We start from the raw sequence: 21,060 nt of genomic DNA, 5'->3' as shown, positions 1-21,060 counted from the left end.
TTACGGGTACAACCGATCGAGTCCTCCCAAGTAATACGACCTGTCCGGATCTTGGTCGAGCACGTCGTGGGTCGCGATGCCGCACCGTGTGGGGTTCGGGGATATTCCCGAGGGCTACGGGGTACCGGGGCACGGGTCGTGGCGCGTACCGGCCGCCGGTGGGTCAGGTCCTGGTGGAGGCCCTGCCCGGCGGGTTCGCGCCCGCTCGAAAGGACGGTTCGGTGATCACCACCCTGGGTGTCGAGGAGGAGTACCTGCTCGTGGACCCCGTCAGCGGTCTACCGGCGCCGGCGGCGGAACGGGTCCGCGCCGAGGCGTGCCTGCGGCCCGGTCTCGGTGTCGGCGACGTACAACCCGAGTTGCTCAAGGCGCAGTTGGAGGTGGCGACCCCCGTCTGCAACTCGCTCGACGAGATCGGCGGACACCTGCATCGCATGCGCGGGGAACTGTCGGCGGCGGCCGAACGCAGCGGCTGCCGGATGATCGCCTGCGGGACCGCGCCCGTGGGCAACGGGAAGATGATGGAGATCAGCGAACACCCGCGCTATCTGGCGATCCGAGCCAACGCCCGGCGGCTGGCCGACGTGCAACTGATCCACGGGATGCACGTACACGTCGCCGTGCCGGATCGGGAGACCGGCGTGCAAGTGGTCAACCGGATCCGGCCCTGGTTGCCGGTGTTGGTCGCGATGGGCGCCAACTCGCCCATCTGGCAGGGCATGGACACCGGGTTCGCCAGCTGGCGAACGATTCATTACGCGCGGTGGCCGGTGGAGGGGCAACCTCCGGTGTTCGTGGACCTGGAGGAGTACGAGCGGCGGGTGGACGCGCTGCTCGCGGTGGGGGTGATGTTGGATCGGGGACAGGTGTACTGGCAGGTGCGGTTGTCCGAGCGCTTCCCGACCATCGAGATCCGCTGCCCCGACGTGCAACTGCGGGCGGACGACGCGGTGATGCTGGCGGGCCTGGTGCGGGCTCTGGTGGTGACCGCGCTGCAACAGCACGACGAGAAGGCGCCGTACGCCGCGCCCGACCAGGAACTGCTGCGCGCCGCCTGCTGGATGGCCGCGCGCGACGGATTGGAAGCGGAACTGTTCGGACCGGTGGGGCCGGCGGGCGCCGCCCGGCGGATCGACGCGGGGGACCTGGTCGGCGAGCTGTTGCGACACGTCGCCCCGGTGCTGGACGAATTCGGCGACACCGCCCAGGTGTTCGCGCTGGTGGACCGGATGATCCTGGAGGGGACCGGGGCCGATCGCCAGCGGGCGGCGTTCGCCGCCGGGGGGCTGCAGAGCGTCATGGACCTGCTGATCTCGGACACTTCGCCGAGCTAGGGCGCGCCGGCGCCGGCGGCAGGGGGCTCGGTCGGGGGCTCGGTGGGGTACGGCCGGGAAGAAAGGGGCTGACGGGGGACGGCCCGGCGGGCAGGGTGGGGGTGTGTCGACTCCTCCGCACCACCCGACTCCCGCGCCTCGGACCGGACACCTGGTGGTGTGCGGCGACGACGCGCTCGCGCAACGACTCTCCTACGAACTGGCCCGCGTCTACGGGGAGCACGTGACCGTACTGCTGCCCTCGGTGCACCGCAATCACGGCCCCCAGATCGACGATCTCGCCCGGGCCGGCGGTGTGGCGGTGGTCGAGGCCGCCGAACCGGACGACGACGCGCTGCGCTCCGCGGGCGTCCCGGGCGCGGCGGCACTGGCGCTGGTGTATCGCGACGACCGGGCCAACATCCACGCGGCGTTACGGGCGCGCCGTCTCGATCCGCGGATCCGCCTGGTGGTGCGGCTGTACAACCGCAAACTGGGCCGGCATCTGGAGGACCTGCTGGATCGGGCGGCGGCCCGGGCCGCCGACGGATCGGCCCGGGACGTGACCACCACCGTGCTCTCCGACGCGGACACCGCCACACCCGCGCTGGTCGCGGCGGCGATCTCCGGCGCGGACAAGGTGGTTCAGGCCGACGGACTGCTGCTGCGGGTGGCCGAGCGGCCGCCCGCCGAACCCGATCCGGCGCCGTGCCTGCACACCCTCGCACTGGCCGCCGACGGCTCCGGGGGCAGCCCGGATCTGCTGCCGGACGAGGCCGACGTGGTCGCGGCCGGGGCCGCCCGGGGGCGGACCGTACTGGAGGCGATCGGCCTCGCCGAGGCCGCCGGGCCACCCGTCAACCGCCCCCGGATGCCCCAGGCGCTGCCGGTGGCCACTCTCTTCCCGCGCCGGCTGCGCTATGCCGTGGTCGGCCTGGTGGCGCTGCTGTTCGTGTTCGCGGGGCTGACGTGGTGGGTCACCCGGGATCCGCCGATGCGCGCCGCGTACCGCTCGATCCTGGACGTGTTCGGGATGGGCGATCCCGCGATCGGGGAGAACGCCGGGCGCCAGATCCTCCAGGTCCTGTCCGCAATGGCCGGGATGGCGCTGCTGCCACTGCTGTTCGCGGTGGTACTGGAGAGCCTGGGCACGTTCCGTACCGCGACCATCCAGCGACCGCCACCGCGTGCCATCGCCGATCACGTGGTGCTGCTCGGACTGGGCAAGATCGGTACGCGGGTGCTGGATCGGCTGTGCGACCTGGGCATACCGGTGGTGTGCGTGGAACGCGACCCGCAGGCACTCGGCGTCGCGACCGCACACGCCCGGCGGGTACCGCTGGTGATCGGTGACGTGACCCGCGAAGGGGTTCTGGAGGCCGCGCACATCGAGACGAGCCGGGCCCTGCTCGCGCTCACCAGCGACGACGCGATCAACCTGGAGGCGGTCCTGTACGCCCGCGAGGTGGATCCCGAACTACGGGTGGTGCTGCGGCTGTTCGACGACGACTTCGCCAAGTCCGTGAACGGGACGCTGCGCCGGTCCTATCCACTCGCGCGCACCCGCAGCCGCAGCGTGTCGTCGTTGTCCGCACCGGCGTTCGCGGGCGCGCTGATGGGGCGACAGATCCTCGGCGCGATCTCGGTGGAGCGCGAGGTGCTGCTGTTCGCGGCGGTCGACATCGCGGGCCACCCCGAACTCCAGGGCCACACCGTCGCGGAATCGTTTCGGGCGGGCCGCCGGCGGGTCCTGGCCCTGGACACGACCGAGTCGCCCGCGCCCGGTGTCGCCGCGTCGCCCGGCGCGGGCCGGTCGGTCGCCGTACCACCCTCGGACCACCGGCTGCTGCCGACGGATCGCGTCATCCTGGCCGCCACCCGCCAGGGGTTGGCCGAACTCCTGCGCGAGGACGTGAGCCGGGCCGACCGGGAGCCGAGCGAACCGGGCGGCGGGCCCGGGCGCGGGCCCGAGTAGCGCGGGCCTGAGCCGCGCCGGAATCGTGCCGGCAGGGAAGGGAATTCGAAGAATGGCCGGATTCGATCTTCATTGTCACGATCCGTCACCGTCAGACTGCATGGCGATGCCGGCATCGTGTCGGCGCGTCCGTGGGCCGGCGAGTCGGCGAAGGATCGGGTGAGCTGTGTGGTGACCGAGGAATCCCCGCCGACCGGGTCGGGCGCGGCCGATGCGATCTTCCATGGCGGTGAGATCGAGACGGTCGCCGGCCCGGCGGCCGGTCCCAGGTCACCGGATCCACGGCCGGAGGCGGTCGCGGTCAAGGATGGGCGGATCGTCTTCGTCGGTGACCTGGACCAGGCGTGTGCGCAATGGCAGGGCGACGGGACGCGCATGCGCGATCTGGGCGGGAGCGCGCTGCTTCCCGGTTTCATCGACCCGCACGGGCATGTGGTCGGCACCGGACTTCAGGAGAGCATCGCCGACCTGCTCGGTGAGCCCGACGGGGACGTCGAGGATATCGCCGGAATCCAGCGCAAACTGGGCGAGTTCGCGGTGAGCGAGATCGGCTCGCGCTCCACCTGGATCATCGGCTTCGGCTACGACGATTCCCGGCTCGCCGAACGGCGCCACCCCACCCGGGCGGACCTGGACGAGGTCTCGCTGGAACGGCCCGTGTTGGCCATCCACCAGTCGTTCCACCTGGGCGCGGTGAACAGCAAGGGCCTGGAACTGCTGAACTACACGGCACAGACGCCGGATCCGCCGGGTGGGGTGATCCGTCGCGGCGACATGTCGGTGCCGCCGTACGGTGAACCCGACGGTGTCCTCGAAGAGACCGCGTTCAACCCCGCCGCCGGGCACGCGATCTTCGGTATGGCCGACCGGGACAAGGCGGGCTTTTTGGCCAAGGGATTGGCCGCGGCGGCGAGTTACGGCTTCACCACGGTCCAGGAGGGCGCCGCCGAACTGGACGTACTGGGCCAACTGCGGGACGTCGCCGACGCCACACCCGGCGGTCTGCCCCTGGACGTCGTGGTCTACGTCAAGGCGGCCGAGGCGATCGAGCGGCCCGAACTGGTCCGGGTGAGCCGGGAGTACGACAACGGCCTGCGCGCCGCCGGCATCAAGCTCGTCCTGGACGGCTCCCCGCAGGGCCGCACCGCGTGGTTGCGCAAGCCCTACACCACCCCGCCGGACGGCATGGACAAGGACTATCGCGGCTACGCCGCGCTCGACGAGAAAGTCGCGCTCGACCAGGTCCGCGCCGGCTACGAACACGGCTGGCAGGTGATCGCGCACGTGAACGGCGACGCGGCGATCGCGCAGCTGATCCGCTGCGTACGCACCGCCGAGGAGGAGGCCGGACCGGGCGATCGGCGCACCACCGGCATCCACTGCCAGACGGCCGGTGAGGACCAGATCGAGCAGTTCCGCCTGCTCGGCATCATCCCGTCGTTCTTCTCCATGCATACGTTCTACTGGGGCGACTGGTACTACGAAACCGTCCTCGGACCGGTACGCGCGGTGGACATCTCGCCCGCCCGGTGGGCGCTGGAGCGCGGCATGATCTACACCTCCCACCACGACGCGCCCGTCGCCCGGCCCAGCTCCATCGCGATCCTGTCCAGCCAGGTCACCAGGCTCACCCGCAGCGGCGAGACGCTGGGCGCACACCAGTGCGTGTCGGGCCTGGACGCGGTGCGCTCGATCACGGTCAATGCCGCCTACCAGTACGGCGAGGAGGCGGAGAAGGGCACCATCGAGGTCGGCAAACTGGCCGACCTGGTAATCCTGAGCGCGAATCCGGTGACCGTGCCGGGGACGGAGATCGCCGGCATCACGATCGAGGAGACGATCAAGGCGGGGCGGACGGTCCACCCGCCGCCGCCGTCGGGGGATTCGGCGTCGGCCCCGATTCCGGAGGGCGTGGGGTTGAACCTCTTCGCGCCGCACTGCTGACGTTCGGCTGCGGTACGCGGGCTGCCCTGCCCGGCTCGTGATCGTGCTCGGGCAGGGCGGGGCGTACGCGTGGGCTCCGGCTTCGGTCAGGCGATCGGGACGCCGAGGTCCGAGACGACCTCCGCGCCCGGGAGGTCGGCCAGCAGCCGACCCGGGACCCACAACTTCGAGCCCCGGATCCCGGATCCGACCACGACGCCCGGATGTGCGGCGACGGCGGCGTCGATCAGCACGGGCCAGTCGGCGGGCAGGCCGATCGGGGTGATGCCCCCGTACTCCATGCCGGTCGCGGCCAACACCACGTCCACCGGCGCGAACGAGGCCTTGCGCGCGTCGAGTCGGCGGCGGACCAGGCCGTTGACGTCCGCACGGGTCGTGGCGGCGATCAGGCAGGCCGCGTAGCCGACGGTGCCGCCGCGCTTGGCCGCGATCACCACACAGTTGGCGCTGTCGGCCGGGGCCACGTCGTAGCGGTCGCAGAACGCGGCGGTGTCGGCCAGTTCCGGATCGATCGCGGCCACCTTCACCAACTCGGCGGACGCGGGCGGCCAACCGGCCAGCGCGCGGGCCACGGGCTCCGCGAGCAACTCGGGTCGGGTCAGGGCGGGATGCAGGTCGAGTGCGGTGGTCATGGACCCATCCAAACGCACCCGACGCGGCGATGCGCGCACCCGGGCCCCGTGGCGGTACCCGGTCCCGGGCGCGGAGGATGCCACGCACCCGGGTCAGCCGCGGACCCGGCGGACCATGCGGGCGTACATCGGCCGGCCCATCACGTACCAGATCAGCCGGGCCGGGAGCGGGAGCCCGCCCAGCATCTGCGCCCGCTCCTGCTCCGTCGCGTCCTCCAGCACGATGCCGAGCAGCAGCAGGATCTGCGGCTTGGGCGTGGACTCGACGAAGTGTTCGCCCATGGCGTGCCACTCCGCCGCGGTGAGCAGGCGCTGGGCCAGCGGCAGCAGCTCGGTCTCCTCGTCGTCCAGGTGTTCGATCAGCGCCGTGCGGTGTTCGACGAGTGCCGCGACCAGCGCGTCGCGTTCGGCGACCCCGGCGCCCGCCGCCCAGGCGCCGGCCAACTGCTCGGCGACGGCCAGCGAACCGGCGACCCGCTCGTGCTGGGCCTCCATCCGCAACACCAGCTCGGCCTCCAGGTCGACGCGGGCCAGCAGCGGCGGCCACAGCAGCTCGTCCTCGCCGGTGTGGTGGCCGTGCAGGCCGAGGCGGTACAGGTCGAAGTGCTCGGCGAGCACCTTGGCACGGGCGGTGTCGCCCGGCTCGACCGCGCCGATCAGCTCGATCAGCAGCCGCGATTCGCGCCGCAACCCGCGGTGGATGACGACCATCTCGCGGGTGTCGAAGCCGGCCTGCGCGGGGGTGATGGGGGTGGTGGTCATGGCGATGATCCCTTTCGGCGACCCCCGACCCGTCGTCGTGGGGAGTGGTGCAAGCCTCGTCCCGCCGTCTTGGAACAATCCTGGAAGGCACCTGGAAGGAACATGGAGCGGCCCGGTCGGGTTGTCCCAGGACCGGTACGGGTGGTCGCCGGGGCGGACATCGACGAATTCGGGTTGGGGTCGGAATGGTGTACCTGCGCGTGCTCGGCCCGTTCGAGGCCGAGGTGGCGGACGTGACCGTGCCCCTGGGCGGTCCGCGGCAGCGTGCGGTACTCGCGCTCCTGACGGTCGCGCGCGGCCGGGTCGTGTCGATCGACCGCATGGTCGAGGACCTGTGGCGCGGCGAGCCGCCCACGCAGGCGGTCACCTCGCTCCAGGCGTACGTGTCCAACCTGCGCCGGCTGCTCGAACCCGGTCGGCCGCGCCGGGCGCCGGCCACGATCCTGATCAGCGCGGCGCCCGGCTACGCACTGCGACTGCCGGACGACGCGGTGGACGCGTGGCGCTTCGAACGCCTGCTCCACACCGCGCGCGAGCGGGTCGAGGCCGATCCCGCCGAGGCCCGCAAGCTGGTCGAAACGGCGCTGGCGCTGTGGCGCGGACCGGCCTTCGCCGCCGCCTCGGACGAGCCGTGGGCCGTCGCTGAGGCCGCGCGACTGGCCGAACTACACCTGAGCGCCCGCGAATTGCACATCACCGCCGGCCTGCGCACCGGCGACCCCGCGGACGCGGCGGTCGACGCCGAACGCCTCACCCGCGAGGCCCCGCTGCGCGAGGAGGGCTGGCGGCTGCACGCACTGGCGCTGTGGGCGAGCCACCGCCAGGCCGACGCCCTGGCCACCCTCCGGCGGGCCCGCGCGGTGCTGGCGGACGATGTCGGCCTGGACCCGGGGCCGGCGTTGACGGAGGTCGAGGAGGCGATCCTGGGGCAGCGGATGGAGGTGCTGCGGGCGGCGGTGGGGTCGGGGGGTGAGGGCTTCGGTGTCGGCGAATCGGTGGAAGCCGGGGCTGGGACCGGGACCGGCTTCGCGTCCACTCCTCGACCCGGTCCGGGCTCCGGGGGCGGTTTTGGCCTCGGCTTCGATCCCGGCTCCGAGATGCGTTCCGGCTCCGGTTCCGAGGTCGGGTCCGGTTTCGGTTCCGAGGTCGCTTCCGATCCCGGCTCGGGTCCCGGCGAGACCTTCGTCGGGCGGGACGAGGAGTTGGCCGCGTTGCTTCGGGCGGCTCGGGAGGCCGCGGCAGGCGGGGTTCGGGCCGCGTTGGTCACCGGTGAGGCCGGACTGGGGAAGTCCGCGCTGTTGGGCCGACTCGGTGCGGAACTGCAGCGGGACGGCGGGCTCGTGGCCACCGGGCGCTGCCCCGAGGTCGACGGTGCGCCGCCCGCGTGGGCCTGGGTCGAGGCCCTGCGCGCGGTCGCCGCGATCGAGCCGCCGCCGGACGAACTCCTCGACGCGCTCGCGCCGTTGCTGGCCGACGATGCGGCCGGCGGGCCCGGTCCCGACACCTCGGCAGGGCGATTCCGGTTGCACCGCGCGGTCTGGGCCTGGCTGACGGACGTCGCCCGACGCCGACCGCTGACCGTCGTGCTCGACGACCTGCACCGGGCCGACGCCGAGACCCTGGCCCTGCTCGCCGCCGGCGTCCGAGCGGAGGCCGGGACGACGGGGGCGGCCGACGGAAAGCAGGCGCCGGTACGGCTGTTCGTCGTCGCCGCCTATCGGCCCGACGAGGTCGACGGCAGATTGACCGAGACGCTGGCGGATCTCGCCCGCCGGTCGCCGGTGCGGCTCGCGCTGGGTGGGCTGTCGGCGGACGCCGCCGCCCGCGTGGTGGCCTCGGTGTCGCAGACCGCCGTCGACGCCGCCACCCTCACCGCGCTGGCCGAGCGTACCGGCGGCAACCCCTTCTATCTCCGGGAGAGCGCCCGCCTGTTGGACAGCGAGGGCGCCCTCGTCGCGCTGTCGGACGTCCCCGAAGGGGTCCGCGACGTGCTGCGCCGCCGGCTGGCACGGCTGCCCGATCCCGCCGTCGCCGTCCTGCGCCTGGCCTCGATTGTCGGGCGTGAGGCGGACGTGGACGTCCTGGTCGACGCGGCCGAGGTGGACGAGGGCGGCGTGCTGGACGCGCTCGACGCCGGCCTGATCGCCGGCCTGCTCACCGAACCCGCCCCCGGCCGGGTCCGGTTCGTGCACGCGTTGGTCCGCGACACGATGGCCGCCGACCTCAGCGGCCTGCGCCGGACCCGGATGCACACCCGGATCGCCGCCGCCCTGGAACGCCTCGGCACCCACGACGTGTCGGCCCTCGCCCACCACCACGGCCACGGCGTCGGCGCCGCCACCGCCGCCCGGGCCGTCGAAGTACACATCGCCGCCGCCGAGTTGGCCGAACGCCGCTTCGCCCACGACGCCGCCGTCGACCTGCTCGCCCGCGCCCTGGAATGCCTGGACCGCGTCCCGGCGGCCATCCCCGGTGACCGGGACGCCGAACGGGCCGACCTGTACGGCCGGTTGTTGCGCGCCCGGGTCCGCGCCGGCGACGTCTCGGGCGCCCGGCGCACCCGGCAACTCGCCTTCGAGGCGGCCGAGGCGGCGGGCCGGGACGACCTCGTCGTCGCCGCGTTCACCGCCTGGACCGTGCCCACCCCGTGGCAGCGCCGGCCGTACGGGGTCCTGGACGAGCCCGTCGTGGCGGCGCTGCGCCGCTTGTCGGCCCGTACCGATTCGCCCCCGGAGATCCGCTGCCGGCTGTTGGAGGCATACGCGTCCGAGGTGTCCGAGGAAAACATTGTCCCCGATCCGCGCGCGCTCGCCGAGGAGGCCGTGGCGCTCGCCCGCGAACTCGGCGATCCCGACCTGCGCGGCCTGACCCTGGCCACGCTGGCGGCCAATCTGGGCCGGCTGTCGGAGCAGGCCGCCCGGGACGCGGCGGCGACCGAACTCCGGGACCTGGCCGACGAATACGACCTGCCCGTCTACGGCTGGTACGCCCGGTTCAACCTGGCCACGACGGCGGCCGACCGCAACGACCCCGCGACCGCGCGGCGCCTGGTCGAGGAGAGCGCGGCGATCGCCGAGGCGTACCGGATGCCCGAGGCGATCGGTGTCGGCGCCCTCGCACAAGCCACCCTCGCGCACATCGCGGGCCGCCACGAGGAGGCCGAGGAGCGCTATCACCGGGCCATCGAGCCGATGATCGCCCAGGGTTCGCCGCACGCGTTCGGGTTCCGGTGGGTGGCCGTGTCCACGATCCGGCTCGGACAGGGCCGGATCGGCGAACTCGCCGAAGAGGCACCGCAGATGCTGGCGACGTTCGGCCCGTTCGCGGCGGATCTGTGTGCGCTCGCGATGGCCGCCGCCGGCCGGATCGACGAGGCCCGCGCGATGCGGGCGCTGAACGAGCCGATCCGCCCGGACTTCTTCCACACCCCGATGTCCGTGCTTCGCGCGACGGCGGCGATCGCCCTCGACGAACGAGAGGAGGCCGCCGCGCTCTACCCGACCCTGCTCCCCCTGGCCGGAGCACCCCCGGCCTGCGCGGGACTGTCCATCGCGATCCGCCCTCCGGCCCTGACCCTGGGCGAACTGGCCCGCTTCCTGGGCCGAGAACAGGAAGCAACCGAACACTTCACCCGCGCCGCCGCCATCGCCGACACGTGGGGAGCGAACGACTGGGCATACCAGGCACGTTCGGCTCTGGGCCGGCCCGAAGAATGGTCATCCACCGGCTGACCCGCCCCGGCTGCCGGCAGAATCCGAAGTCCTGTCGACGGGGGAGGACCAGGATGTCGGATTCGGAAGGGCTGCCCGCGGAAGACGAGCGACCCGCGCTCGGCGATGCGCAGACGCGCGTGTCGGTGGAGTGGCAACGGCGTCGGCAACGCCGCTTGGACGCGGCGATGTTGTTCGGCGTGGCGGCGCTTGTGACGTTGACCGTCGTCTTCCACGACTCGTTCGGCGCGTTCTTCGCCCTGGGCGGGATTCCGGTATACCTCGGCATCCTGCTGTCCCGCCGTCACGCCTCGGTCCGCGCCGCGGAGCGGATACTGCGCGAATACCCGTGGCGCCGCTACGGCTACCGCCTGGAGCGGCAGGGCGAGGGCGTGCGCGCCACGCTTCGGCTCGTGCTGCTCGATCCGGTGACCAAGCGTGCGATCGGCTCGTATGTCGGGGGTGCGCGGTTCCTGTTCGACGCGGCCGGCAACCCCCTGAGCGAACTGGTGCTGTTCGCGGGCAATCCCGTCTACGGCGGCGTCCTGCGGCTGCCCGACGGCGCGGAGTTCAATGTGTTCAAGCGGGTCAAGATCCCCCGCCACACCGACACCGAGGAGGAGGCGGCCAGGGCCCGCCGCGCCCGCATCGCCCGCGGCTGATCCGGCCGCGGCCCCACCGGTGGCGCGTCAGGCGGATGCACCCGACAGCGCGCTCGCGATGCGGGCGCGGCCCGGGCCGGTGACGGCTGCCAGGCCCGCCGGGCGGCCCGTGGTCAGCAGGAGGAGTTCGGCGACCGGGCCGCGGACCTCGTCCGGTCCGGTACCCGCCGACCAGTCCGCGTCGGTGGCCACCAGGCGGGTGCCCCGGCACCGCTTCCGGGCACCATAGAACGGACTGGCCAACACGTGGCCGACGGCCGCGACCGCCTGTTCCGTGGGCATCTCGCGGCTTCGACCCAGCGGCCGGGCCACGTCCTGTCCGTGCACCAGCGCGTCGACGAGCGGGTCGAGCGGGGACGTCAGGGGCGCGCGACGCGGTGAGCCGGCCGTCTCGCGGAGTTGGGCGATCAACTCCGCCGGCGTGAACCTGACGGCCAGCGCCCGGGCCTCCTGCGACGTCATCCGGTCGAAGTCGCCCCGGGCCCGGATCGCGCCTCGGATCATGCTCATCACCGTCGTACGCGTCGACGTGGTCAGATGCGCGGCCAACTCGTGCATCGTCCAATCGGAGCAGAGCGAGGTCACGCCCCAGTCGTCCGGCCGCAGGTCGTCCAAGAGGTCGGCGAGGCCGAGCCGCTCGTCCCGTACCCACGCAGGAATCCTGTCGCGATCCATGTCCGGCTCTCCTCGGGTCGTGTCGTCTCGTTCGGCGCGTACACCGACACGACGAACGCACGACGCCCGGATCGACAGCCCGCGGAGAATTCTTTTTCGCAGCCCGCTGCCCCGCCCGCTGCCCGACCCGCCGTCAGTCCTTCGTCGGCCGAGGGCCCGAGCGGATCTCCACGATCGGCAGTCGCAAGGCCGCCGGGGCGTCTGCCGGGACCGTCGGGGACACCGGTGCGGTGTAGGGGACTTGGCGGTAGGGCTCGCCCAACTCCGGTCGTTTGTCGGGCTCGCCGCGGTTGGGCCACATGGCCGTCGCGCGTTCGGCCTGGGCGGTGATGGTCAGCGACGGGTTCACGCCGAGGTTGGCGCTGACCGCCGAGCCGTCGAGGACGTGCAGGCCCGGGTGGCCGTAGATGCGCTGGTACGGGTCCACCACGCCCGTGGCCGGCGAGTCGCCGATGACGCAACCACCCAGGATGTGCGCGGTCATCGGGACGTTGGCCAGGTCGCCCCACGAGCCGCCGGCCACGCCGCCGAGGCGGGTCGCGATACGGCGCACCGCCTCGTGGCCGGCCGGGATCCAGTTCGGGTTGGGCTCGCCGTGGCCCTGGCGTGTGGTGATCCGGGTGCGGCCGAACAGGCCCCGCTTCCGGTACACCGTCAGCGAGTTGTCCCGGGACTGCATGACCAGGGCGATCACCGCGCGTTCGGACCACTTGCGTACGCTCAGGAATTTCAGCTTGGCCGGGTCGCGCACCACCGTGCCGAGCAACTGCCGTACCCGGGGCCGGTCCCCGTCGGTCAAGAACGTCTGCAACAGCCCCATCGCGTTCGAGCCCTTGCCGTAGCGGACCGGTTCGATGTGGGTGTCCGCGTCCGGGTGCCACGAGGACGTGATGGCCACCCCGCGCGTCGCGTCGATCACCCCGGTCGTCGGCGCGACCGCGCCCACCAGAGCCTCCGAGTTGGTTCGGGTCAACCGGCCGAGCGTAGGGGACAGGCGCGGGAGCGTACCGTCCGCCGCCATCCGGTGCAGCAGCCGCTGGGTGCCGAGCGTGCCGGCGGCGAACACGACCTGCTCGGCGGTCCAGGTACGCGGCGCGCGGGCGGTCGTGGGCGGCCCGCTGCGGATCGTCTCCACCGCGTAGCCGCCGGGCGCTCCGTCCGGACCCGCGGCCAGCGGGCGCACCCGGCGCACGGTGCGCTCCGCGTGTACCTCCGCGCCCGCCCGCTCGGCCAGGTGGAGGTAGTTCTTGAGCAGCGTGTTCTTCGCCCCGACCCGGCACCCCGTCATGCACGAGCCGCACTCGGTGCACGTGGTCCGGCTCGGGCCCACCCCGCCGAAGTACGGATCCGGCACCTCCTCGCCGGGCCGCTGCCCCTCCTCGGGGAACAGCACGCCGACCGGTGCGAGATGGAACGAGTCGCCCACGCCCATGTCCTCGGCGACGGCCTTCATGTGCTCGTCGGCGGGCGTCATGTGCGGGTTGCGCACCACGCCGAGCATACGTTCGGCCTGGGCGTAGAACGGCGCGAGTTCGGCGCGCCAGTCGGTGATGTGGCCCCACTGCGGATCGTCGAAGAACGGCTGGGGCGGCTGGTACAGGGTGTTCGCGTAGTTCAGCGAGCCGCCGCCCACACCCGCCCCGGCCAACACCACCACGTCCTTGAGCACATGGATGCGCTGGATGCCGGTCAGCCCGATCGCCGGCGCCCACAGGAAGTCGTGGGCCTGCCACGACGTCTTGGGGAAGTCCGCGTCGGCGAACCGTCGGCCGGCTTCGAGTACGCCGACCCGGTAGCCCTTCTCGGTCAGCCGCAGCGCCGCGACCGAGCCGCCGAATCCGGAGCCGATGACCAGAACGTCGTAGTCGAACACGAGGGGACCCTTCGCCGGGCGGGCAGTAGGCATGCCGTGAAATCTCGCGATCCCGGCGATCCTACTCCCCGGTAACCCGGCGAAGGCAGCCCCTCGACGAGCCGACCCGTGTGTCGACCCGTGTGTCCGGTCGGGTGGCGACCCGTGCGTCGAGCCCGTGTGTCGACCCGTGCCCGACGCGGTTCGGGGGTGGGTCGATTCAGCCGCTCTTGCGCCGGAACGAGCGCTGTTGTGCCGCAGGCCCGTGCGCACCGTGGATCTTCGAACCGTCGCCACCGGGGTTCTCACCGGCGCCGTCGGTCTTGGTGCCGCGCTTGCGGGCCAGTGCCTCGCGGAACTTGCGCTTGGTCTCGTCCTCGGCGCTTTCGGGCTCGGCGGCTTCGCCGGCCTCGGGGGCCGTCTCCTCGGGTGTCTCGTTCGCGGGTGTCTCGTCAGCCATGGTGCGTTCCTGCTCTCGAACTGGATGCGATCCGTGAGGACACCCTTCCATGTCGAGGCCCGCGATGGCACGCCCGGTTGCGGTAACGGCCACAACGGCGATCGATTCGGACCGTGACGGACCGGTTCAGCCCACATGGGTGACCTGCGCCGTTCGGATGACCAGGGTGTCGATGAACGTGTCCAGTTCCGGCCACTCGAAGACCGGCGCGGTCATCCGCAGCAGCACCGCGCCGTGCATCGCGGCCCAGACCGCCAGCGCGTCCTGGAACGGGTCGGTGCCGGCGGCCTGGCCGGCCGCCTGGGTCCGGGCGATCGCGTCGATGAGGGTCTGGAAGACGTCCATGCGGCTGGGCAGCCTGGGCAGCGGCGGGGGTGCGACCGGTGCCTCGGGCGGGTTCGGCGCGTCCGGTGCCTCCGACACCTCCGATGCCTCTGGTGCCGGGCGCATCCGGTGGAACAGTGCCCGATAGCGGCCCGGGCGCTCCATCGCGAACCGGGCGTAGGCGCGGCAGCCCGCGAGCAGCGAGCGGGCCTGCGTGTCCTCGGCCCCCGAGGCGGCCAGGATGGCGGCGCGCAGGTCGTCGAAGTAGCCGTTGAGGACCGTGTCGAGGATGTCGTCCAGATCGGTGAAGTGCGCGTAGATCGACGGCGCGGTGATCGCGGCCTCCCGGGCGATCCGGCGCAGCGTCACGTCGCCGGAGTGGCCGTCGCGCTCGATCAGGTCGGTCGCCGCGGCGAGGATGTCGTCGCGGAGCAGCGCCCCTTGGCCGCGGCGATTGCGTCGGCGATTCGGCCCGTGGTCGTCGTCCATGGCGCTCAGCGTACGAGGCGTGGAAACGGCGTTGTTCGGCATGGGGCCTCCTCGGGGGTTCTCGACGGCGCATGGCATGACGCCCGCCACCCGGCGGCCGGCGGGGGCCGGTCGTCGGGTGGCGGGCTGAGGCTTCATCAGACGGTTTGTACCGCTTGGGCGTTGATCGGTTCGGCGGGGACGTCGACCGATTCGGCGGGCTTGCCGGCGGGGGCGGTGGCCTGTGCGGCCCGGCGGGGAAGGCCGAAGCCGACCAGCAGGACGCCGAGCGCGGCGACCGCGGCGGCGACGAGCGCGCCGTTGCCCATCGCGGTGGTGAAGGCGTGGTCGGCGGCGGAGGTGAGCCGGCCGGCCGCGTCCGGGGACAGGTGCTCGGCCACGACGTGGGCGCTGGGCAGGTCGTGCCCGGCGACGGCGGCGGGGCCGGTGAGGTGTTGATCGCCCATCTCGCTCCGGTAGTGCGAGGAGACCAGCGTGCCGACCACGGCGATGCCCAGTACGCCGCCGAGTTCGCGGACCACGCTGTTGAGCGCGCCGGCCATCGCGGAGAAGCGCGCCGGTACGGACGCGGTGATCTCCATGCTCGCGGGCGCCATCATCATTCCCATCCCGGCGCCCACCAGCATCATTTCGCCGGCGAGGGCGACGAACGGGGTGTCGGTGGCGGTGGTCAGGCCCATCACGCCCAGGCCGAGCGCGATGGCGCCGAGCCCGGTGGTGAGGGTGCCCCGAATGCCCAGTCGGGCGGTGACGATCGGCGACAGTCCGGACATCGCCGCCATCGCCGCGGCGAACGGCATGGCGCCGAGCCCGGCCTTCAGCGTGCTGTAGCCGTGGACGAGTTGGAAGTACTGGGAGAGTACGAACAGCGTGCCGAACAGGGCGAAGAAGGTGATCGCCAGGGTGCCGGCGGCGAGGACGAAGCCGCGGTTGGCGAACAGCCGTACCTGCACCATGGGTTCGTCCCGACGCAGTTCCCAGACGACGAACGCGGCGGCGACCACGACGAAGACGACGAGTTCGACGAGGGTGACGGCGTCGGTCCAGCCGCGTTCGGGCGCCTCGATGATCGCGTCGACCAGGATGCCGAGGCCGAGCACGGACAACACGGCGGCGGGCAGGTCGAGTCGGGCGGTGCCCTGGCGCGGGATGGTCGGGACGATCCGCAGGATGCCGACGAGCGCGGCGAGCACCAGCGGGACGTTGATCCAGAACGCGCTGGACCAGGAGAAGTGCATCAGCAGCGCGCCGCCGGTGACCGGGCCGATCAGCACCCCCACGCCGGCCGAGGCCGACCAGACGGCGAACGCCTTGGGGCGCTCGACGGGCGGGAACATCCGGATGATGATCGCGAGCGTCGCGGGCATCACGAAGGCCGCGCCCAGGCCCATCACCGCGCGCCAGGCGATCAGTTCGCCGGCGGTCGTGGACACCGCGGCGACGGCCGAGCCGCCGCCGAACAGGACCAGGCCGCCAAGGAGGGCGCGCCGGGCGCCGAACCGGGCGCCGAGGCTGCCGGCGAGGAGCAGCAGGGCGGCGAAAACGAGGGTGTAGGCGTCGGTGATCCATTGGAGGTCGGCGGTCGACGCGTCCAGGCCCTTGGCCAGGGACGGCAGCGCGGTGTTGAGCACCGAGTTGTCCAGGGTCACCGCGACGAGGGTCGAGCACAACACGAGCAGTGCGGCCCACCGGCGGGGGTGCCCGGCGGGATCGGGAACGTCGGTCGGTGTCGGTGATGCGGTGGTGGTTCGGGTCGATGCGGTGCCGGTCACGAGCTGCCCCCATGGATTAACGCCTGTTTCCTTACGGCTGTAAATCTAGAGCTTCGACATACGGCTGTAAAGCCAAGGAATGGCAAAGTTGGTCGCCGTGCCGGACTCTTTCTGTAGCGATCGCTAATAAACCTGCGCTACGATGCTGCTCGGCAAGATCTTTAGCGATTGCTAAAGAAATGCCGCCGAGAGAGACGTACGAAGCGGCACACACGAGAGGAAGGGCGCCATGTTGCGCACGCTCACCCACACGCTCACCGGCAAGACCGCACTCGTCACCGGGGCGAGCCGGGGGATCGGCCGCGCCGTCGCGGAGCGGCTGGCCGCGGACGGGGCGCTGGTCGCGGTGCACTACGGCCGGGACGAGTCGGCCGCCAAGGATGTGGTCGCGACGATCGAGGCGGCCGGCGGCCGGGCCTTCGCGGTGCGGGCCGAACTCGGCGTACCGGGCGACGTGGACACCGTCGTCGACGGACTGCGGGCCGGCTGGGCCGAGTTCGGGGCGGACGGCCTGGATGTCCTGGTGCACAATGCCGGCATCGGCTCGACCGGGCCGATCGAGGCGGAGACCGAGGCCGGCTACGACCGGGTGTTCGCGGTCAACACGCGGGCCCCGTTCTTCCTGACCCAGCGGGTGCTGCCGCTGCTGCGCGACGGCGGTCGGATCGTGACCGTCACCTCCGGGGCGACCCGGATCGCGTTCCCCGAGTCGATCGCGTACGCGATGACCAAGGGCGCCCTCGACACGTTCACCCTGGCCCTGGCCAAACACCTGGGCCCGCGCGGGATCACCGTCAACAACGTCGCCCCCGGCATCGTCGACACCGACGTCAACGCGTCCTGGCTGCGCGGGAACCCGCAGGCGCAGGCGCAGGCGGCGAGCCGCGCGGCGCTGGGCCGGGTCGGCCGCCCGGACGACATCGCCGACACGGTCGCTTTCCTCGCCTCCGACGCCGCCCGGTGGGTGACGGGTGCGACGCTGGACGCCACGGGCGGGTCGGAGCTGTAGCGGCGTGGCGGGGGCGGGCCGAACGGGGTGGCGTCCGGCTCCCGGTATGCCGGGCAACTGCCGCCCCGGGCCGCCGACTTCGGGGCCGTGATCGCCGCCGCTACAGGTCCCGCGTCACGCCCAGCGGAGCGCAGTGCAGGCTGCCGTGCGCGGCGGGGGCGGCGATCCAGCTGTCGGCGCTGACGAAGCCCCGCCCGCGCTGGTGTGCTTCGCGGGCCGGGGTCGGGTCGGCCCAGGTCACCGCGAGCGGGTTGTGCTCGACGTCCCACTTGGCCCCGCCGAGCGCGCGGTCGTCGGAGGAGGTCGCCTCGACATGGGTGAGCAGACCGGTCTCCGTGGCCAGCACGCCCGCGTGCCACAGCGTCACGCCCGCGTCGCTGTGCACGATCGCAGGCGGCGTGCGCAGGGTGAGCCCGGTGCCGTCGTGGCGTTCCGAGTCGAAGCGCAGCACCAGGCGGCGCGGGATGGTCGGCAACACCACGTCCAACACGAGGTCGCCGTCCGGGACATGGCCGAACAGACACGAGGTGAACCGGATCGGCCCGGCGGACAGGGTCGTGGCCAGCGCCGAGTGGGCGAACCGGTCGCCCGACCGGGTCACCGACACCCCGTACCGACCGAACACCTGCGGCGCGGGCGGGCGCGGGCCGGTCGGGCGGGCCAGGGTCTCCATGCCGATGGTCGTATACAGGCCGGCCGGCGTACGCAGGATCCCGCCGTGGAAGACCCGGACCTCGTCGTGCGCGAGCAGGATCTCGGGCGGCCTGACCAGCTCGATGTCCACCGGGGCAGTGCTGTCGCTCATGTGGGCGACCCTATCGCCGGGGCCCCGCGAGACCCGGCGCCCCGCCGGCGGGCCCCGATACCCCGTGTCCCACCTCGGCGATCCGTTCGGGATTCCCCCGCTCGGCCCAATCGGGGGCTACGGGGCGTTGTACGCGAATCGCGTCCCGCGGATGCCGGCGGGCGGGTACCGCGTGACCTGCGGGAGCGGCGCCGAGGTGGCATTTCGGTCCGGTTCGGCGGGCGCATAGGGGATTCGAGCCGCCATATCGTGGGGACACTTTCCGGTTACGGCTTCGCCTATACCGCCCCGGAACGCCCCACGCGTCACCCGACAGGCGCATACTGAGGGAGATGACGACCTCAGCCGTGACCCGGCGCATTCTGCCCACCAGTCCCTTCAATGTCCCGGTCGCTCCCATCATCGAGGATTTCGAACTCGGTGCTCGAGTGACGCACGATCAGTACGGACTCGGTCGGATCGTCGGTGTCGAAGAGGACATCGCGGTCACTGTCGACTTCGGATCGCGCCAGGAACGCATCTGCCGTCCCTACGCGAAGCTGAGCAATCTCTGAACCACGACACCGTTCCGCACGTCCCGACACCACGCGGTCGGTACGAGGAGGCGCTCCCGGACAACCGGGTCGGCGCCTCCTTCGCGTTGTGGGCCGCGGCTTGACGGACCCTGCCATACGCCAAGACATCAGGTTGTCAGACAAGTTGTGCTATCGTCCCGGACATGAAGCTGCGCGTGGTCCTTCTTCTCGGCCGCCGCGGCGGGGCCTGATCCGACCGGCACCCCGCCGCGGGGTTCGGTGTCGCCGGTCGACCCCTCCGAGCGGCGAGGACGATCCCGCACCATGACCGACCGTATGACCAACCACACCTTCCCCACCCTGCGCACCCCCGCAGGCCCGATCCCCGAGGGCCGCCCGCACTGGAACCGGCAACGTCCCGGCACGATGCCGCACCACCGCTACCGCCCGGCGCACGAGCGGGTCCGCGTCGCTGTCGACCCGGCCCGGCGGAGTTGGCCGAACCATCGCATCGAGCAGGCGCCGCTGTGGGTCCCGGTGGACCTGCGCGACGGCAACCAGGCGCTGGCCGAGCCGATGGACCCCGTACGCAAACGCCGGATGTTCGACCTGCTGGTGGCGATGGGCTACAAGGAGATCGAGGTCGGCTACCCTTCGGCGAGCCGCGCCGACTTCGACTTCGTTCGGCATCTGGCGGAGAGCGACGCGGTCCCGGACGACGTCACCGTCGTGGTCTTCACCGCCGCGCGGACCGACCTGATCGAACGTACGCACCAATCGATCGAGGGCCTGCCGCACGCGGTCGTACACATGTACACCGCGACCGCGCCGACCTGGCGCGAGGTCGTACTCGGCCACGACCGGGCCGCGCTGCACGCGCTGATCCTGGCCGGCGCGAAGGACGTGGCGCGCGGGGCCGACGCGCGACCCGGGGCGGACATCCGGTTCCAGTTCTCGCCTGAGGTGTTCAACCTGACCGAGCCCGACTACGTCCTGGAGGTGTGCGACAGCCTCACCGAACTGTGGGACGCGAGCCCGGATCGGCCGGTGATCCACAACCTGCCGGCCACGGTCGAGATCGCCACGCCGAACGTGTACGCGGATCAGATCGAGTACATGCACCGCCATCTGGCCCGCCGGGACGCGGTCGTGCTGTCCGTGCATCCGCACAACGACCGCGGGACGGGCGTCGCGTGCGCCGAGTTGGCGCTGCTCGCGGGGGCGCAGCGGATCGAGGGCTGCCTGTTCGGCAACGGCGAGCGGACCGGCAACGTGGACCTGGTCACGCTCGCGCTGAACCTGTACACGCAGGGCGTGGACCCGATGATCGACTTCTCCGACATCGACGAGATCCGGCGCACGGTGGAATACGCGAACCGGATCGATGTGCACGCCCGGCATCCGTACGGCGGGGACCTGGTCCACACCGCGTTCTCCGGAACGCATCAGGACGCGATCAGGAAGGGGTTCGCGCACCACACGCGCGAGGCCGCGCGGCTGGGGGTGGGGGAGGACCGGGCGCCGTGGAACGTGCCGTATCTGCCCATCGACCCCGCCGACGTCGGGCGCGACTACGAGGCGGTGATTCGGGTCAACAGCCAGTCCGGCAAGGGTGGCGTCGCCTACCTGATGCAGAGCGCACACGGCCTGGACCTGCCGCGTCGGCTCCAGATCGAGTTCTCCCGGGTGGTTCAGGAGGCCACCGACGACAGCGGCGAGGAGATCGGAGCGGGCGAGTTGGGGGCGCTGTTCGGGCGGGAGTATCTGGAGCGGCGTACGCCGGTGGAGATCACGGGGTGGCGCGCCGAGGAACCGGCGGCGGGGCGGCATCGGTTCAGCGGGACGCTCGTCGGGTCGCCTTCGGGGTCACATGCGGGGTCGTCTTCGGGGTCGCGGGCGGTGGTCGGGGAAGGCAACGGGCCGCTGTCGGCCCTGACGGCAGCGCTGGGTACGGCCGGGATCCGGGTCGAGATCCTGGACTACGTCGAGCACTCGATCGGCGCGGGCGGGGATCGGCAGGCGGCGGCGTATGTCGAGTGCCGGGTGGACGGGGTGACCCGGTGGGGCGTGGGGATCGACACGTCGATCCTGGCGGCCTCGGTGCAGGCGACGTTGTCGGCGGTGAACCGGGCGCGGGTTGACGCGGGATAGGATTCATCAG

The 21,060-nt window shown here is 72.2% G+C and carries 16 protein-coding genes; 8 read left to right on the top strand and 8 right to left on the bottom strand.

All coding sequences use genetic code 11. From position 1 onward, the window contains the following. The first annotated feature begins 224 nt into the window (after positions 1 to 224). The 3 genes from ACWGR4_RS08980 to ACWGR4_RS08970 all read left to right on the top strand — a co-directional run bounded on the left by ACWGR4_RS08980 (position 225) and on the right by ACWGR4_RS08970 (position 5,232). On the top strand, positions 225 to 1,334 hold the full coding sequence (locus tag ACWGR4_RS08980; RefSeq protein WP_452133130.1) for a carboxylate-amine ligase: 1,110 nt from the start codon (positions 225 to 227) through the stop codon (positions 1,332 to 1,334). 103 nt (positions 1,335 to 1,437) lie between these two features. Beyond that, positions 1,438 to 3,288 (top strand): NAD-binding protein, encoded by a 1,851-nt coding sequence (locus ACWGR4_RS08975; protein ID WP_452133128.1) that lies wholly within the window; start codon positions 1,438 to 1,440, stop codon positions 3,286 to 3,288. A gap of 117 nt (positions 3,289 to 3,405) precedes the next feature. Next, positions 3,406 to 5,232 carry an amidohydrolase gene (locus ACWGR4_RS08970; RefSeq protein WP_452133127.1) on the top strand — a complete coding sequence of 609 codons (1,827 nt, stop codon included), beginning with the start codon at positions 3,406 to 3,408 and terminating at the stop codon, positions 5,230 to 5,232. Between the two features lie 86 nt (positions 5,233 to 5,318). Here the strand turns inward: ACWGR4_RS08970 and ACWGR4_RS08965 are convergent, their stop codons facing one another. Both ACWGR4_RS08965 and ACWGR4_RS08960 read right to left on the bottom strand, forming a co-directional pair. Further along, positions 5,319 to 5,864: a YbaK/EbsC family protein gene (locus ACWGR4_RS08965; protein WP_452133126.1), complete on the bottom strand. Its 546-nt coding sequence runs from the start codon at positions 5,862 to 5,864 to the stop codon at positions 5,319 to 5,321. A gap of 93 nt (positions 5,865 to 5,957) precedes the next feature. Then, positions 5,958 to 6,626: a hemerythrin domain-containing protein gene (locus ACWGR4_RS08960; RefSeq protein WP_452133125.1), complete on the bottom strand. Its 669-nt coding sequence runs from the start codon at positions 6,624 to 6,626 to the stop codon at positions 5,958 to 5,960. A 185-nt stretch (positions 6,627 to 6,811) separates the two neighbouring features. Between ACWGR4_RS08960 and ACWGR4_RS08955 the strand changes: the two genes are divergently transcribed. Continuing rightward, the gene (locus ACWGR4_RS08955; protein WP_452133124.1) at positions 6,812 to 10,357 is read left to right on the top strand and encodes a BTAD domain-containing putative transcriptional regulator; all 3,546 of its coding nucleotides are present in this window, start codon (positions 6,812 to 6,814) and stop codon (positions 10,355 to 10,357) included. A gap of 53 nt (positions 10,358 to 10,410) precedes the next feature. Continuing rightward, positions 10,411 to 10,998, top strand: a complete 588-nt coding sequence (locus ACWGR4_RS08950) for a hypothetical protein (RefSeq protein WP_452133123.1) — start codon at positions 10,411 to 10,413, stop codon at positions 10,996 to 10,998. A gap of 27 nt (positions 10,999 to 11,025) precedes the next feature. Here the strand turns inward: ACWGR4_RS08950 and ACWGR4_RS08945 are convergent, their stop codons facing one another. From ACWGR4_RS08945 to ACWGR4_RS08925, 5 genes are all read right to left on the bottom strand, one after another. Next, complete coding sequence (locus tag ACWGR4_RS08945; protein WP_452133122.1) at positions 11,026 to 11,673, bottom strand: maleylpyruvate isomerase family mycothiol-dependent enzyme; 648 nt, start codon at positions 11,671 to 11,673, stop codon at positions 11,026 to 11,028. Between the two features lie 133 nt (positions 11,674 to 11,806). Further along, positions 11,807 to 13,579, bottom strand: coding sequence for an FAD-dependent oxidoreductase (locus tag ACWGR4_RS08940; protein WP_452133121.1), 1,773 nt, complete (start codon positions 13,577 to 13,579; stop codon positions 11,807 to 11,809). Between the two features lie 166 nt (positions 13,580 to 13,745). Then, positions 13,746 to 13,985: a DUF5302 domain-containing protein gene (locus tag ACWGR4_RS08935; RefSeq protein WP_379998176.1), complete on the bottom strand. Its 240-nt coding sequence runs from the start codon at positions 13,983 to 13,985 to the stop codon at positions 13,746 to 13,748. A 126-nt stretch (positions 13,986 to 14,111) separates the two neighbouring features. Beyond that, positions 14,112 to 14,840, bottom strand: a complete 729-nt coding sequence (locus tag ACWGR4_RS08930) for a TetR/AcrR family transcriptional regulator (protein ID WP_452133120.1) — start codon at positions 14,838 to 14,840, stop codon at positions 14,112 to 14,114. A gap of 95 nt (positions 14,841 to 14,935) precedes the next feature. Next, positions 14,936 to 16,570 carry an MFS transporter gene (locus ACWGR4_RS08925; protein WP_452133094.1) on the bottom strand — a complete coding sequence of 545 codons (1,635 nt, stop codon included), beginning with the start codon at positions 16,568 to 16,570 and terminating at the stop codon, positions 14,936 to 14,938. 229 nt (positions 16,571 to 16,799) lie between these two features. Here ACWGR4_RS08925 and ACWGR4_RS08920 point away from each other — a divergent pair, with 229 nt between their 5' ends. Next, complete coding sequence (locus tag ACWGR4_RS08920; RefSeq protein WP_452133095.1) at positions 16,800 to 17,579, top strand: SDR family NAD(P)-dependent oxidoreductase; 780 nt, start codon at positions 16,800 to 16,802, stop codon at positions 17,577 to 17,579. 100 nt (positions 17,580 to 17,679) lie between these two features. Here ACWGR4_RS08920 and ACWGR4_RS08915 read toward each other — a convergent pair whose 3' ends face one another. Then, complete coding sequence (locus tag ACWGR4_RS08915; protein WP_452133096.1) at positions 17,680 to 18,384, bottom strand: hypothetical protein; 705 nt, start codon at positions 18,382 to 18,384, stop codon at positions 17,680 to 17,682. Between the two features lie 332 nt (positions 18,385 to 18,716). Here ACWGR4_RS08915 and ACWGR4_RS08910 point away from each other — a divergent pair, with 332 nt between their 5' ends. Further along, positions 18,717 to 18,938, top strand: a complete 222-nt coding sequence (locus ACWGR4_RS08910; RefSeq protein WP_026218929.1) for a hypothetical protein — start codon at positions 18,717 to 18,719, stop codon at positions 18,936 to 18,938. 285 nt (positions 18,939 to 19,223) lie between these two features. Beyond that, positions 19,224 to 21,050 (top strand): 2-isopropylmalate synthase, encoded by a 1,827-nt coding sequence (gene leuA, locus ACWGR4_RS08905; protein WP_452133097.1) that lies wholly within the window; start codon positions 19,224 to 19,226, stop codon positions 21,048 to 21,050. The last annotated feature ends 10 nt before the right edge of the window (positions 21,051 to 21,060 follow it).

The sequence above is a fragment of the Embleya sp. NPDC055664 genome, assembly GCF_053618075.1.
Note: the sequence above shows the minus strand (reverse complement) of the source record. Positions and strands in the feature narration are given on the sequence as shown.

Excerpts from the sequence above, each read along its gene's own strand:
- ACWGR4_RS08965 (WP_452133126.1), bottom strand. The coding sequence starts at position 5,864 with ATGACCACCGCACTCGACCTGCATCCCGCCCTGACCCGACCCGAGTTG.
- ACWGR4_RS08960 (WP_452133125.1), bottom strand. The coding sequence starts at position 6,626 with ATGACCACCACCCCCATCACCCCCGCGCAGGCCGGCTTCGACACCCGC.
- ACWGR4_RS08955 (WP_452133124.1), top strand. The coding sequence starts at position 6,812 with ATGGTGTACCTGCGCGTGCTCGGCCCGTTCGAGGCCGAGGTGGCGGAC.
- ACWGR4_RS08950 (WP_452133123.1), top strand. The coding sequence starts at position 10,411 with ATGTCGGATTCGGAAGGGCTGCCCGCGGAAGACGAGCGACCCGCGCTC.
- ACWGR4_RS08945 (WP_452133122.1), bottom strand. The coding sequence starts at position 11,673 with ATGGATCGCGACAGGATTCCTGCGTGGGTACGGGACGAGCGGCTCGGC.
- ACWGR4_RS08940 (WP_452133121.1), bottom strand. The coding sequence starts at position 13,579 with ATGCCTACTGCCCGCCCGGCGAAGGGTCCCCTCGTGTTCGACTACGAC.
- ACWGR4_RS08935 (WP_379998176.1), bottom strand. The coding sequence starts at position 13,985 with ATGGCTGACGAGACACCCGCGAACGAGACACCCGAGGAGACGGCCCCC.
- ACWGR4_RS08930 (WP_452133120.1), bottom strand. The coding sequence starts at position 14,840 with ATGCCGAACAACGCCGTTTCCACGCCTCGTACGCTGAGCGCCATGGAC.
- ACWGR4_RS08920 (WP_452133095.1), top strand. The coding sequence starts at position 16,800 with ATGTTGCGCACGCTCACCCACACGCTCACCGGCAAGACCGCACTCGTC.
- ACWGR4_RS08915 (WP_452133096.1), bottom strand. The coding sequence starts at position 18,384 with ATGAGCGACAGCACTGCCCCGGTGGACATCGAGCTGGTCAGGCCGCCC.
- ACWGR4_RS08910 (WP_026218929.1), top strand. The coding sequence starts at position 18,717 with ATGACGACCTCAGCCGTGACCCGGCGCATTCTGCCCACCAGTCCCTTC.
- leuA (WP_452133097.1), top strand. The coding sequence starts at position 19,224 with ATGACCGACCGTATGACCAACCACACCTTCCCCACCCTGCGCACCCCC.